Below are 13611 nucleotides of genomic sequence, written 5' to 3'. Positions count from 1 at the left end.
ACAATGCGATGAACGAAGGCTTGACAGTACGCTATTATCCGATGATGGAATATGGGGAAGCCTGGGATTTGCAGAAACGGCTCATTAAAGAGATGGATGCGCAGCAGCAGGGAGAACACCTGCTGCTGTTGCAGCATCCGCCGACCTATACGATTGGCTCCCAGAACCATCCTGAGCATTTGCTTCTTAGCCCTGAGCAGCTGCAGGAGCGGGGCATTGCCGTGTTTGAAATCGATCGCGGGGGAGATATTACATATCATGGCCCCGGGCAGCTTGTTGGCTATCCGCTGCTTCGGTTAGAGGCCGGGCGCGGGCTGGATTTGCATGGTTACCTGCGCCAGCTGGAGCAGGTGATCATCGATTATTTAGCGGAGTTTGGCATCGAAGGCTCACGTAAACCGGAGTACACCGGGGTGTGGGTTGGCGACGTGAAAATTTGCGCGATTGGCGTAAAGTTCAACAAATGCAGGCATCATCGAGGTTTTATTACCAGTCACGGGTTTGCTTTTAATGTGAAGTCCGGCATTCAAGAGGAAGGCTTTCGCGGAATCATTCCTTGCGGGATTCAAGAATACGGGGTGACCTCGTTGGAAGACGTGACCGGCCGCTCATTTACGGTTGAGCAAGTCGCGAAGGAGATCGTACCGAAGTTTAACGCGGTATTTGGGCGTTTGGGGGCTTGGGTCGAGGCCTAATCCGCCCCCAAAGCGGGCTGATTATCGAATGAAGAAGGGCTCAAGGAAAGCGATCAGCGTTGAAGCCAGCATGGCAAACAACATCAAATATACGACGAATCTCATCCGATTTTTACGCATAGTGGTAACTCCTTTGACTTAAACGTATATTATTCTCACTCTTATTATCGTATCGAAGAAAGCGGGGAAAGTCCAATGATTAACGAGGAACGCCTCATCGGACAATTTCTGGAGCTGGTGCAGATTGACAGCGAAACGAAGCATGAGCGCCAAATTGCCGATGTGTTAAAACGGAAATTCAGCGAATTGGGACTGGACGTTGTGGAGGACGGTTCGCAGGCAGTGACGGGACATGGCGCCGGGAACCTGATCGCCACGTTAAAAGCCAGTGAAGGCGTGTCCGCTGAACCCTTCCTGTTCACCTGCCACATGGATACCGTCACCCCAGGCAAGGGGATTAAACCGGTTGTTGGGGAGGACGGATGGATTCGCAGCGACGGCACGACGATCCTCGGAGCGGACGACAAAGCGGGTGTGGCGGTGCTGCTGGAGCTGATTCAAGTCCTGCAGGAGAAGCAAATTCCGCACGGTCAAATCCAGTTTGTCATCTCGGCTGGCGAGGAATCGAGCCTGCGCGGAGCGCGGGCGCTGGAGGCGCAGTATGTCGATTCGAAGTTCGGGTTCGCGATTGACACCGGCGGTGAAGTGGGCACGATTTGTGTTGGCGCACCCACGCAGGCACGGGTTGAAATCGAGATCTACGGCAAAGCGGCCCATGCCGGGGTCAATCCGGAAGACGGCATCAGTGCCATTCAGGTAGCCGGCAAGGCGCTGGCTCGTATGAAGCTCGGGCGTATTGACTCGGAGACAACCGCCAACATCGGCAAGTTTGAAGGTGGCGGCGCGACGAACATCGTTCCGGATCACGTCATTTTATATGGCGAAGCGCGTAGCATGTCCCAGGAGAAGGTCGATAAGCAGCTGCAGGACATGAAAGAAGCGGTGGAATCCGCATGCCGCGACTTTGGAGCCAAGGGGGAATTCCGCAGTGAGGTGCTGTACCGGGCGTTCCGGATCCCGGAGGAGGCTCCCGTTCTGCGGATCGCTAAGCAAGCGGCGGCTGCGCTCGGACTTGCGGGAACGACGTTTACGACGGGCGGCGGCAGCGACGCGAACATCTTTAACAGCCTGGGGATTCCAACGGTGAATCTGGCGATCGGCTATGAGGATATCCATACAACCAATGAAAGAATCAAGAAGGACGATCTCGTCAAAACGGCGCAGTTTGCGCTGGAGATCGTTCGTCAATCGGTATCCTCTTCTTGATCCCTTAAGGATGTCAGAATGCCCGGTGCGCTATTTCGCACCGGGCTTTTTTTGCAGGATGACGGCTGTTCCCCGGATTGGTTCGCATTAATGCAGTCGAGTAGACGGTTTGGCCGGGAAGTGACGAACCTGCACAGGACTCCATTCGGTATGCCAGCCTGAAGCTTGAATTAAGTTCAGAGCTTGGTGGAAGTCGTCTAAATATTTGCAAATTTTCTCCTGCTCCGATTTAGGCGGGTGATACAGTTGGATTCGTCGCTCCAGATTGGCGATCGCCTGCTGCAAGTAACAGGAGGCTGCGCCGAAACGAGCCGCTGCGAAATCGGGATTCCGCTCGGCAAGCGCTTCAAAGATGGGAGCGGCTTCTTCGTATTGTCTCTCATCGTAGCAAATTTCCGCCCAAATCAGGCTTAGCTCCAAAAAGGGGGGAGTGGGCTCGCGAAGCAACCGAGGTTCGATCTGCAGTAGCCGTTCTTTGGCTAGTGCGACATAACCTTCTTTATATAAAGATTGGATCAGCTCGCTAAGCAAATAATTGTCCATCTGCCCCGCCAGCTGTTCAGCAACGTCAATCTGACCTGTGGATACGGCGTTCTGGATCATTTCTACGAGTTTTCCCATATTTTTAGGCTGTCCGGTAGGACTGCGCATAATTCACCCCCTCCTTTTATTAACCGGATTTCCCTTAATTGAATAACTATTTTGATAGGAATGAATCAAATCGGTGATTTTTACGTCACGTCCTGATTCTTTTTTCCATTGGGACAGCAGAAGGCGAATCTGCCAAGCTTTGCCCTGAGCGCGTACACGGTCTTCCGTGAAATAGCTTTTCATAAGGGGGCTCCTTTCCGAACGGTTTGGTATAATAACACCATATGTCCGGTGCGGACAAGTTATGTATGGTTGGAACGGTTGATGACTCGATTAAGGGAGGAAAAAGAAATGGCAGCCAACGATAAATTAAAGGAAACCACGGTTTCGACAGAGCCGGTCTTTCAGGGGAGAGTGATCTCCCTGCAAATTGATACCGTCAAGCTGCCGGACGGAACGACGGCAACCCGTGAAATTGTGAAGCATCCGGGTGCGGTCGCCGTGCTGGCGGTGCATGAGGGACGATTGCTGCTGGTGGACCAATATCGCCAGGCGATGGGCCGGTGTGAATTGGAGATTCCGGCGGGCAAATTGGAACCAGGGGAAGATCCTGCGGAAGCGGCGGTCCGTGAGCTGCAGGAGGAGACCGGGTATCGCTGCGATAAATTGACGCATTTGCACTCATTCTATACTTCGCCGGGGTTCGCAGATGAGATTATCCATCTCTATTTGGCCGAGCAGTTGAGTCCAGGAGAAATGTCGCCGGATGTTGACGAATTCCTTGAGGTTCAGGAAGTGACGCTGGAGGAGGCACTTGGCCTGATTGCGGAAGGGCGGATTGCGGATGCCAAAACGATTATGGCGGTGTATATTTGGCAGCTTAAGGATGCTCGCGCACAGGCAGAGGCAAGACCATGAGTTCGAGCTCCACAACAACCTCGGCCGCGCTTACGACCGTTTTCGCCGATTTGCATATTCACATCGGACGAACCGGGCGGGGGGAGCCGGTGAAGATTAGCGGCAGCCGTGATCTGACCTTCGCTGGAATCGCCAGGGAGGCTTCGCAACGCAAGGGCATCGGGCTTGTTGGCATCATTGACTGTCATGCCCCCGGGGTACAGGAGGATATCGACCGGTGCCTGGAGCAGGGGGAGATGCAGGAACTGAAGGATGGCGGCATCACCTATCAGGGGACGACGATTTTGCTGGGCTGCGAGCTGGAAATCCGTGAACCGGGGATGGGGCCGGCGCATTTGCTTGCTTTTTTCCCGCACCTGGAGACGATTCGCGGCTTTACGGATTGGCTGAAGCCAAGGATGAAGAATGTTGGGCTAAGCTCGCAGCGCGTGTACGCTCCGGCGGTCACGCTGCAGGAGGAGGTGTATGCCCGCGGTGGTATGATCATTCCCGCCCATATTTTCACGCCGCATCGCAGCATTTACGGAAGCTGTGCCCCCCGGATGTCGGATGTGTTGGATCTTTCTCTAATTAGCGCGGTGGAGCTGGGGCTCAGCGCCGATACGGAGATGGCTGGATTGATCAGCGAGCTCGATCCTTTTCCGATCTTAACCAATTCCGACGCTCACTCGCTGGGCAAAATCGGGCGGGAATACAATGAGCTGCGGCTGAAGGAAGCGAGCTATCTTGAATTCGCTAAGGCGCTGCGGCGCGAGGAGGGGCGCCTAGTGGCCGGGAATTACGGGCTGAACCCCCGCCTTGGCAAATACCACCGGACCTACTGCAGCAACTGCAACTATATCATCGATGAGGCAGAAGCCAACGTGGAGCGATGTCCTTATTGCGGCAGCCCGAAGCTGGTGCGGGGTGTGCTTGACCGCATCCGCTCAATCGCAGATCGATCTGAGCCCAGCGTACCGCTTCATCGTCCGCCGTATCATTACCAGGTTCCCCTGGAGTTTATCCCCGGCCTTGGGCCGGCGAAATTAGAGCTGCTGCTGGAGCGGTTCGGCACGGAGATGAACATCCTGCATCATGTGCCGGAGGCGGAGCTGGCTGAAGCGGTGGGAGCGGAACTGGCCCAACTTATTGGCATGGCCCGCAGCGGTAGGCTCGAACTTAGCGCCGGAGGCGGCGGAATCTATGGCAAAGTGAAAAAGTCTTAATCTGCAGGTGGTGGTCCGGCAAGCGGCAGGCATAAGCGAGCAGGCTTGTTCATAGGGATAGGATAAGACCCTATAGAACAAGCTAGGAGGCAAAATTCGATGCTGCACCCCATTCGTCATACATTAAAAGACCAAACGCCGCTATATGTTTTTGTTTCCGTGCTGTTTTTAATGGGCGTCGTATTCGGCGCGCTGATGGTCAACGCATTAACGTTGGAACAACAACAGGATATCTCCCGGTATTTGGGTGATTTCTTTCTATCGATCAATGAAGGCGGGTTCGAGTTTCAGCCGATGATGTTCTGGCAAGTCGCTGCCTTGCATTTAAAATGGCTTGGCTTGATCTGGCTATTGGGATTATCCGTGATCGGACTCCCAGGGATCTTAATTCTCGATTTTCTAAAAGGAGTATTGATCGGCTTTACAGTTGGCTATCTGGTTGGCCAATATACCTGGAAGGGGCTGCTATTCGCCCTCGTGTCCGTAGCGCCGCACAATCTGATCGTGATTCCGGCCCTGCTGATCGCCAGCGTCGCAGCGGTGAGCTTCTCGCTCAACATCATTCGCTCGCGTGTGTTAATGAGCCGTCCCGGCCAAGCCACCCGGCCTTTCCTGTCGTATACAGGGCTGACGCTGGCCATGGCTGCGGTGCTACTCGCCATCTCTTCCTTCGAAACGTGGGTGACTCCGGTGATGATGAGCTGGGTTACGCCATTGATTGCTTGAATTCATGCTTGTGTAGGAAAATAAATCCCCCGCACCTGGCTGCTGGCCTAGTCGGGGGATATTCGTTTTTCCTAGCACGTTCTATTAAATTGTGACATCCTGGTGATGTGCCATCCTCAAGATTTTGCAATCTACCAAAATGTTTGACTTTGTTGAATATCTCCCCCTATAATGAAAGAAGTGGTCATGAACTTATTGGATGTGCGGCAAGGCTGGGGAGGGATAACATGGAAGCAAAGATCGAAAAAATCAAACAGCAGTTACAATCCCACGGTTACAAATTGACGCCCCAGCGGGAAGCCACGGTACGCGTTTTGCTCGAAAATGAAGACGATCATCTTAGTGCGGAAGATGTTTTCATGCTCGTCAAAGACAAGGCGCCGGAGATCGGCCTGGCCACGGTCTATCGAACATTGGAATTGCTCAGCGAGCTTCACGTTGTGGAGAAGATCAACTTCGGCGACGGTGTAGCCCGGTACGACTTGCGTACCGATACGACCAAACATCATCACCACCATTTGATCTGTGTTCAGTGTGGGGCAATGGATGAAATCCGCGAGGATTGGCTTGGACCGCTCGAGGAACGCTTGGAGAAGGAATTCAATTTTACGGTGCTGGATCACCGGTTGGATTTTCAAGGCATTTGTTACCGATGCAAGGACAAGAACAACGATTCGCCTGGAACAGACAATAAGAAATAACTTCGTTAAGCCGAGCTCTTTACGGCCCTGCCGTAGGGAGCTTTTTACGTTGCCTCGCACGAGGGGAAACGCGGCATAAGCCGCATAACCGATGAAGTCATTTCCGCATACTCCCTAGTCTCTCTCTATATACTTAATACATAGGGCGTCCTAGCAGATAATCGGGCGCCTCCACAAATGATAGAGAGGGTGGGGCTCATGGTCATCTCGCTTCGAAAATGGCTCAGAACAGGGAAATATTTGATCCTGTTTGTCGCACTTGCGTATACTTTTTATAAGGCGCTAGGACTGCTGGACGATTACCTATTTCGTGAGGACAAGTACCGCGTTCCCGAAGGCTCTGCGGTGAAAGTATTTTATGAAGGCGTACCCGGAAATAACATGATGGAGACCATGACGGAGCGGCTGAAATTATTTTTCTGGTATGGAGAGTAGTTCATTGTCAGGGGGAGCAGGGAAATTTCGCAGGGATGTGGAAATAGTAATCAAGGCGGATGGCTGAAGATATTGCATTTGATAACCAAGAAAGGAGGCGCAGCGCATGGAACGGGATGCGGCCTCTTTTATTTCGTTTTTGGCCGGGCAACGGGGATTAAGTGAAGCAACGCGGGAGTCCTATGCGCGGGATCTCAAGCAGTACATAAGCTATTTGCAATCGAAGCAGATCAGCGATTATCGCCAAGTAACCCGTGCGGGCATCTTGCTCTATTTCGCTTACTTGAAAGATCTCGGCAAGGCGCCGGCAACGATTCAACGCGTGTCTGTCACCCTTCGCGCTTTCTTTCGGTATTTACTGCAGGAACGGCGGATTGAGCAGGATCCCTTCATCATGCTGGAAATGCCCAAAGTCGAAAAAAAACCGCCGCAAACCCTCACCGTGGAGGAAACTGAACGGCTGCTGGAAGCCCCAAAGCCCGACACGCCGTTAGGTTTAAGGGACAAGGCCATGCTTGAGCTGCTCTATGCAACCGGCATCCGCGTATCCGAGCTGATCTCGCTGAACAAGGACGACGTGAACCTGGAGCTTCATTTTCTCCGCTGCACCGGGGAGCGGGGGAAGGAACGCATTCTTCCGTTTGGAGGAGTCACGGCGGAATGGCTTGATTTGTATTTAAGGGAAGGACGCAGCCATTTGATTCTGGATGAGAGGGAGAACCCGGCTCTTTTCCCGAACCGTCGGGGCGGGCGGATTAGCCGCCAAGGCTTCTGGAAGCTGATGAAGAAGTATGGCCAGGAAGCAGGGATTACGTCCGATATTACGCCGCATACGCTGCGCCATTCCTTCGCCGTTCATCTGCTGGAGCGGGGGGCGGACGTGAGATCGGTACAGGAGCTGCTGGGGCATTCTGATGCTTCCACGATTCAAATGTATGTAAGCCGTTCAAGGTCCAATCTGAAGACGGTCTACGACGCTTTTCATCCGCGGGCGATGCGGGAGTCTATGGCGCCGGAAGCCGCACAAGAAGGGGACCCGAAGGATCGTCAGAATGGTTTTCCTTCTGGGAAGGGATAACTATAGCTGCATAGATTAAAGGAGTGATAGAAGATGGAAAATGGAAATCGTTTTAGAAAAATGACCGTCATCGTCCTCGACAGCGTGGGGATCGGCGAACTGCCAGACGCCAAAAAATTCGGTGACGAAGGTGCGCATACGCTGGGGCATATTTTGCAAACCGTACCGGGTACTAAGCTGCCTAACCTGCAAAAATTAGGACTGGGGAATATCGCGGAGCTGCCGAATCTGGATCCAGTGGACGAGCCGTTGGCTTACTTCGGTAAAATGGCTGAGATCTCTGCGGGCAAGGATACGATGACCGGCCACTGGGAGCTGATGGGTCTGAAGATCGAGACTCCGTTCCAAACATATCCCAATGGCTTCCCGCGTGATTTGATCGCTCGCTTCGAGCAGGAAACGGGGCGTAAAATCATCGGCAACAAGCCGGCTTCCGGTACGGAAATTTTGGTGGAGCTCGGGGAAGAGCATATGAAAACCGGAAGCTGGATCGTGTACACCTCGGCGGACAGCGTATTTCAAATTGCGGCCCATGAAGAGATTATCCCGCTGCCGGAGCTGTACCGGGCTTGCGAAATCGCTCGTCGGCTGACGCTTGAGCCGGAGCATTCCGTTGGGCGCGTAATCGCCCGTCCGTTTATCGGTCAACCGGGCAACTTCCAGCGCACGCCAAACCGCCACGATTATGCGGTAAAACCGCCGGAACCAACAGTACTAAACGCGTTGAAAAATGCCGGCAAGGAAGTGGTAGCCATCGGGAAGATTGGCGATATTTTCTCCGGGGAAGGGATTACCGCTTCGTATCCAACGAAGAGCAACCAGCATGGGATCGAAGAAACGCTGCAGCGGATCGGCCAGGATTTCACCGGCATGCTGTTCACGAACCTGGTGGATTTCGACTCCTTATACGGCCATCGTCGCGACCCGCAGGGCTACGCCCGTGCGTTGGAGGAGTTTGATGCGGCGGTACCGGATTTGTTGAAAAATGTGGGTGAGAACGACTTGCTGATCATTACTGCCGACCACGGCAACGATCCGATTCATGCCGGAACGGACCATACCCGCGAATACGTGCCGTTGCTTGTTTACGGGCCAAGCCTGAAAAAGCCGGGCAGCCTGGGCATCCGGGCAACGTATGCCGATTTGGCCGCGACGATCGCCGACAATTTCGGGGTGCATGCAACCGAGCACGGAAAGAGCTTCTTACACGAACTCGTTTAAGAGTAGAAGTTCAACTGTCATCTATAGCTTGTGAACCAGGAGGATTTTGATATGACGACGACATTAAACATTGGCATGATCCGGGAGGCAGCGGATTATATCCGTTCCCGGTCGACGCTTACGCCAAAGGTAGGATTAATTCTGGGCTCTGGATTGGGCGTATTGGCTGATCATATTGAGGAGCCGGTCAGCATCAGCTACCGCGATATCCCGTTCTTTCCGCAGTCGACGGTAGAAGGCCACGCGGGTGAACTGTTGATCGGGACGGTGCAAGGCACGCCGGTCGTGCTGATGAAAGGCCGCTTCCACATGTACGAAGGATACGGGCCGGAAATGACTGCTTTCCCGGTACGGGTCATGAAGGAGCTGGGTGTTACAACGCTGCTGGTCACGAACGCGGCTGGTGGGGTGAACACGTCCTATGAGCCGGGGGATCTCATGCTGATCTCCGACCATCTGAATCTCACAGGCCGTAATCCGTTGGTAGGTCCAAACGACGAGGAGCTGGGACCGCGCTTCCCGGACATGTCCCAAGCGTACAGCCGCCGTCTGCGTGAGATCGCACGGAAGGTCGCTGCAAACAAAGGAGTGCCTCTGCAAGAGGGCGTCTATGCCGGCTTGCTGGGCCCAACCTATGAGACGCCTGCGGAAATCCGCATGCTGCGGACGCTTGGTGCTGACGCGGTAGGGATGTCCACCGTTTCGGAAACGATCGTCGCCCGCCATGCCGGCATCGAGGTGCTGGGGATTTCCTGCATCAGCAATATGGCGGCAGGTATTTTGGACCAGCCGTTGTCCCACCAGGAGGTTATGGAGACGACCGAGCGCGTGCGCGAGAAGTTTCTAAGCCTTGTATTGTCCATTATCCCGGAAATTGGCGAAGCTTAAGAAGAACGGAGGCAGGGAGCGATGAGAGCGGTAGATCTGATCCGTAAAAAAAGGGACGGCCAGGAGCTGACGAGCGAGGAAATTGGCTTTTTGGTCAAAGGGTACAGCGAGGGGCAGATCCCCGACTACCAAATGTCCGCATGGGCGATGGCCGTTTATTATCAAGGGATGAGCGCCCGGGAGACGGCCGACCTGACGATGGCGATGGCCGGTTCCGGGGATACGATTGACCTCGGCTCCATCCGTGGCATTAAGGTCGACAAGCATTCGACTGGCGGGGTTGGCGATAAAACAACCGTCGTATTGGGCCCGCTCGTGGCGGCTGCCGGCGTGCCGGTCGCGAAGATGTCCGGCCGGGGGCTGGGGCATACCGGCGGGACGATCGACAAGCTGGAAGCGATCTCGGGATTCTCTGTAGAGCTTACGAAGGAGCAATTTTTCCGCCAGGTGAACGAAATTGGCCTCGCGGTCGTCGGCCAAAGCGGCAATATGACACCAGCCGACAAGAAGCTGTATGCGCTGCGGGATGTCACCGCGACGGTGGATTCCATCCCGCTGATCGCCAGCAGCGTCATGAGCAAGAAGATCGCCGCCGGCGCAGATGCCATTGTGCTGGACGTCAAGACCGGCAGCGGCGCGTTCATGAAGACGCTGGAGGACTCGATCCGTCTGGCCAAGGCCATGGTTGATATCGGCACGCAGGTTGGCCGCCGCACGGTTGCCGTGATCAGCGACATGGACCAACCGCTCGGTCACGCGATCGGCAATGCGCTGGAGATCAAGGAAGCCGTCGCAACGCTGCGGGGGGAAGGCCCGGCCGATCTCGAGGAGGTCTGCCTGATCCTGGCGTCGCACATGCTGATTCTCGGCGGCAAGGCGTCGAGCGAGGAAGAGGCTAAAGCCATGCTGGTCGAACAGATCAACAGCGGGCAAGCGCTGGAGAAGCTGAAGCAAATGGTTGCGGCGCAAGGCGGAAACACGGAGCAGATCGACCATCCAGAGCTGCTGCCGGAAGCGGAGCTGAAGGTGGACGTGAAGGCGACCGCGGGCGGATTTGTTGAATCGATTCAGGCTGAGGAGATCGGCCTCGCCGCCATGATGCTTGGGGCGGGCCGGGAAACGAAGGAATCCGTCATCGACTTGGCTGCCGGCGTAGAGCTGCGCAAGAAAATCGGCGATCCGGTTGAGGCGGGCGAAACGCTGGCGGTGCTGCATCTGAACCGCAGCCATGAAGCAGGCCTCGCGGAGGCGGAGCGGCGCATTCTAAACGCTTACGGCATTTCCAGCACGAAGGTGCCGCGCCGGCCGCTGGTTTTTGCGCTGGTGACGCCGGACGGGATCAAGCGGTTCTGAGCGGTTTGGAATTTGCACCGGACAGCCGAAAGTTGCATGACGAAATAGCGGTATAAAATGGCCTTATTTTCGCTGAACGAAGGATTTATGGAGAAATAGAGGAATGGAATGGCCTTATTTTGGGCTGCAGACGATCAAACGGGGATATTTCCGCTTCCATCCGAAGAATAAGGGTAAAAAGTTCCTCTATTTGCGAATCAACGCCTCATATCAACAAAATAAGGCCTAAAACTTCCCTTATTCAAAGGGTTGTGGCATGTAACGCCAAGAAATCAAACGCCGAAAGGCGTTTTTTCTTTTGGTGCCAGGAATATTATTCCTCTTTCATGCCGATACTAGGTTAGCAGAATCCAGACTTATGTCTTAAAGGAGGATAAACCTTGAAAAGACGGATGTTGACCTGGTTTGCCGCGTTCGTATTGGCCGTATCGGTGTGGCCGACCACCACCAGCGCAGAACATGGCGGACCGCACGTCGGGGATGATGAAATCGCATTGGCGGAAAATGCGCTGTCCGCCGTCTTGATCGATGCCGATACCGGCACGGTGATTTACGAGAAGAAGAGTCATGAGAAACTGCCTCCCGCCAGCATTACCAAGATCATGACGATGCTGCTGACGATGGAGGCGATCGATAACGGTACGCTGAAGCTGACCGATAAGGTGACTGCCAGCGAATATGCGGCATCTATGGGCGGCTCGCAGATCTTCCTGGAGCCGGGAGAAACGATGACCGTGGCTGAGCTGCTGAAGGGCGTGGCCATGGCGTCCGGGAACGATGCGTCCGTGGCGCTTGCCGAGAAAATCGCCGGCTCGGAAAAAGCGTTCGTCAAAATGATGAACGAACGGGCGCAGCAGCTCGGGTTAAAAGATACGCATTTTGCGAACTGTAACGGCTTGCCGGTGGCGGACCATTATAGCTCTGCTTACGATATCGCCATCATGAGCCGAGAGCTGCTGAAGCATGAGGAGATTACGAAGTATACCGGCGCGTACCAGGATTATTTGCGCCAAGGAACAGAGAAGCCGTTCTGGCTCGTGAACACGAACAAACTCGTGCGCTTCTACAGCGGGGCAGACGGCCTGAAGACCGGGTATACCTCGGAAGCGAAGTTCTGCCTTGCCGCTACCGCGAAACGTGACGGACTGCGCTTAATCGCCGTAGTGCTTGGCGAGCCGAATACAAAAACGCGGAACAGCGAAGTCTCGGCGATGTTCGATTACGCCTTCTCGCAATACGCGCTGCTGCCGATTTATCAAGCGGGGGAAACGATCGGCAAAGTGAAGGTGCAGAAGGGGATGAGCGCTCAGCTGGAGCTGACCGCCGCCAAACCGCTAAACGTGTTGGTCAAAAAAGGCGTGAAGCAAGACAGTATCACACAAAAGCTGATCGCACCGGAAAAGCTTGCGGCACCTATTAAAGCCGGCCAAACGATCGGCAAGCTGGTCGTCTACCAGGATGGCCGCACGTTAACTGAGTTCGAGCTGACCGCCCCTGCGGACATTGATAAAGCGGGCTGGTGGACGTTGTTCAAGCGAACCGCCGCACACTTGTTTTTTGTAGATTCATAGGGCTTTTCTTCTAGTTTTGTCAGGCGGCAGGAATCCGGCCTGAGGTCGTAGAATTGTTGTGTTCATGTCTAGGGAGGAGAGTGAACAGGCGTGAATTTGCATGTGGAAATGGTAAGACACCGCGAGACATTAATTGTACGCTTGAGCGGGGAATTGGATCATCATACGGCGGACAACGTCCGCATGCGGATGGATGAAGAAATTGCCCGCGGAAACTGCCGCAATCTGGTGTTAAGCCTCAAAGAGCTGCAGTTTATGGATAGCTCCGGCATCGGCGTCATCCTCGGAAGATATAAGCTGATCAAGCAAAAGGGCGGGAAGATGGTCGTGTGCGACGTCAACCCGCCGGTATATCGACTGCTGGAAATGTCGGGATTGTTTAAGATTATGTCCATCTTCGAAAACGAGGATATGGCGCTGACGGAACTGGAGGTGGCCCTGTGAATACCAACGCGAATCAAGCCGGGAATTTCATGAAACTTCAGTTTGCCGCGAAGTCCGAAAACGAATCGTTTGCCCGGGTGACCGTCGCCGCCTTCGTATCCCAGCTGGATCCCACGATGGATGAGATCACCGACTTGAAGACGGTGGTTTCGGAAGCGGTCACCAACGCCATCATCCACGGATATGACGGGAACCCGGAAGGGATCGTCACCATTTCCGCCTCTATTGAGGGCGATACGGTGACTTTGATTATCGAGGATCAAGGCCGCGGTATCGAGGATGTGGAATTGGCGAAGCAGCCGCTTTATACGTCGAAGCCGGAACTGGAGCGCTCGGGGATGGGCTTTACGATCATGGAAAATTTCATGGATGAATTCGATGTGACCAGCGAGATTGGCGGGGGCACGCGCATTCGGATGAAGAAGAGGATTGTATCCAAGAAAGCTTTATACAATTAGG

17 protein-coding genes are annotated in these 13611 nt (G+C 54.3%); 14 read left to right on the top strand and 3 right to left on the bottom strand.

The features are described from left to right. Positions 1-8: 8 nt before the first annotated feature. Positions 9-695 carry a lipoyl(octanoyl) transferase LipB gene (gene lipB, locus U9M73_RS08155; protein WP_260070649.1) on the top strand — a complete coding sequence of 229 codons (687 nt, stop codon included), beginning with the start codon at positions 9-11 and terminating at the stop codon, positions 693-695. A gap of 21 nt (positions 696-716) precedes the next feature. Here the strand turns inward: lipB and prli42 are convergent, their stop codons facing one another. After that, positions 717-815: a stressosome-associated protein Prli42 gene (gene prli42, locus U9M73_RS08150; RefSeq protein ID WP_085982549.1), complete on the bottom strand. Its 99-nt coding sequence runs from the start codon at positions 813-815 to the stop codon at positions 717-719. Positions 816-890: 75 nt separating this feature from the next. Here prli42 and U9M73_RS08145 point away from each other — a divergent pair, with 75 nt between their 5' ends. Next, the gene (locus U9M73_RS08145) at positions 891-2021 is read left to right on the top strand and encodes a M20/M25/M40 family metallo-hydrolase (RefSeq protein WP_009225808.1); all 1131 of its coding nucleotides are present in this window, start codon (positions 891-893) and stop codon (positions 2019-2021) included. Between the two features lie 87 nt (positions 2022-2108). Here U9M73_RS08145 and U9M73_RS08140 read toward each other — a convergent pair whose 3' ends face one another. Together U9M73_RS08140 and mciZ are read right to left on the bottom strand one after the other, a co-directional pair. Then, the gene (locus tag U9M73_RS08140) at positions 2109-2672 is read right to left on the bottom strand and encodes a tetratricopeptide repeat protein (RefSeq protein WP_323076774.1); all 564 of its coding nucleotides are present in this window, start codon (positions 2670-2672) and stop codon (positions 2109-2111) included. Positions 2673-2675: 3 nt separating this feature from the next. Beyond that, the gene (mciZ, locus tag U9M73_RS08135) at positions 2676-2855 is read right to left on the bottom strand and encodes a Z-ring formation inhibitor MciZ (RefSeq protein WP_009225810.1); all 180 of its coding nucleotides are present in this window, start codon (positions 2853-2855) and stop codon (positions 2676-2678) included. A 108-nt stretch (positions 2856-2963) separates the two neighbouring features. Between mciZ and U9M73_RS08130 the strand changes: the two genes are divergently transcribed. From U9M73_RS08130 to spoIIAB, 12 genes are all read left to right on the top strand, one after another. Continuing rightward, on the top strand, positions 2964-3530 hold the full coding sequence (locus U9M73_RS08130) for an NUDIX hydrolase (protein WP_260070653.1): 567 nt from the start codon (positions 2964-2966) through the stop codon (positions 3528-3530). Continuing rightward, entirely contained in the window at positions 3527-4735 is a 1209-nt protein-coding gene (locus tag U9M73_RS08125) for an endonuclease Q family protein (protein WP_009225812.1), read from the top strand. The genes U9M73_RS08130 and U9M73_RS08125 overlap by 4 nt, the downstream gene beginning before the upstream one ends. A gap of 99 nt (positions 4736-4834) precedes the next feature. Beyond that, on the top strand, positions 4835-5461 hold the full coding sequence (spoIIM, locus tag U9M73_RS08120) for a stage II sporulation protein M (protein WP_009225813.1): 627 nt from the start codon (positions 4835-4837) through the stop codon (positions 5459-5461). Positions 5462-5688: 227 nt separating this feature from the next. Further along, entirely contained in the window at positions 5689-6162 is a 474-nt protein-coding gene (fur, locus tag U9M73_RS08115) for a ferric iron uptake transcriptional regulator (protein ID WP_009225814.1), read from the top strand. Between the two features lie 198 nt (positions 6163-6360). Next, entirely contained in the window at positions 6361-6597 is a 237-nt protein-coding gene (locus U9M73_RS08110; protein WP_036645787.1) for a DUF4227 family protein, read from the top strand. A gap of 106 nt (positions 6598-6703) precedes the next feature. Beyond that, positions 6704-7675 carry a site-specific tyrosine recombinase XerD gene (gene xerD, locus U9M73_RS08105; RefSeq protein WP_323076773.1) on the top strand — a complete coding sequence of 324 codons (972 nt, stop codon included), beginning with the start codon at positions 6704-6706 and terminating at the stop codon, positions 7673-7675. A 33-nt stretch (positions 7676-7708) separates the two neighbouring features. Further along, positions 7709-8896: a phosphopentomutase gene (gene deoB / locus U9M73_RS08100; RefSeq protein ID WP_260070656.1), complete on the top strand. Its 1188-nt coding sequence runs from the start codon at positions 7709-7711 to the stop codon at positions 8894-8896. Positions 8897-8947: 51 nt separating this feature from the next. Beyond that, complete coding sequence (locus tag U9M73_RS08095) at positions 8948-9784, top strand: purine-nucleoside phosphorylase (RefSeq protein WP_009225818.1); 837 nt, start codon at positions 8948-8950, stop codon at positions 9782-9784. Positions 9785-9805: 21 nt separating this feature from the next. Beyond that, positions 9806-11137 carry a pyrimidine-nucleoside phosphorylase gene (locus tag U9M73_RS08090; RefSeq protein ID WP_009225819.1) on the top strand — a complete coding sequence of 444 codons (1332 nt, stop codon included), beginning with the start codon at positions 9806-9808 and terminating at the stop codon, positions 11135-11137. 380 nt (positions 11138-11517) lie between these two features. Beyond that, entirely contained in the window at positions 11518-12708 is a 1191-nt protein-coding gene (locus tag U9M73_RS08085) for a D-alanyl-D-alanine carboxypeptidase family protein (RefSeq protein WP_260071272.1), read from the top strand. A 90-nt stretch (positions 12709-12798) separates the two neighbouring features. Then, complete coding sequence (gene spoIIAA, locus U9M73_RS08080; protein ID WP_260071271.1) at positions 12799-13152, top strand: anti-sigma F factor antagonist; 354 nt, start codon at positions 12799-12801, stop codon at positions 13150-13152. Positions 13153-13181: 29 nt separating this feature from the next. Further along, on the top strand, positions 13182-13610 hold the full coding sequence (gene spoIIAB, locus U9M73_RS08075) for an anti-sigma F factor (protein ID WP_260071275.1): 429 nt from the start codon (positions 13182-13184) through the stop codon (positions 13608-13610). The last annotated feature ends 1 nt before the right edge of the window (position 13611 follow it).

Source organism: Paenibacillus phoenicis, from assembly GCF_034718895.1.
Classification (GTDB): Bacteria; Bacillota; Bacilli; order Paenibacillales; family Paenibacillaceae; genus Fontibacillus; species Fontibacillus phoenicis.
The sequence above is the reverse complement of the archived record's forward strand: the minus strand, read 5'-3'. Positions and strand labels throughout refer to the sequence as shown.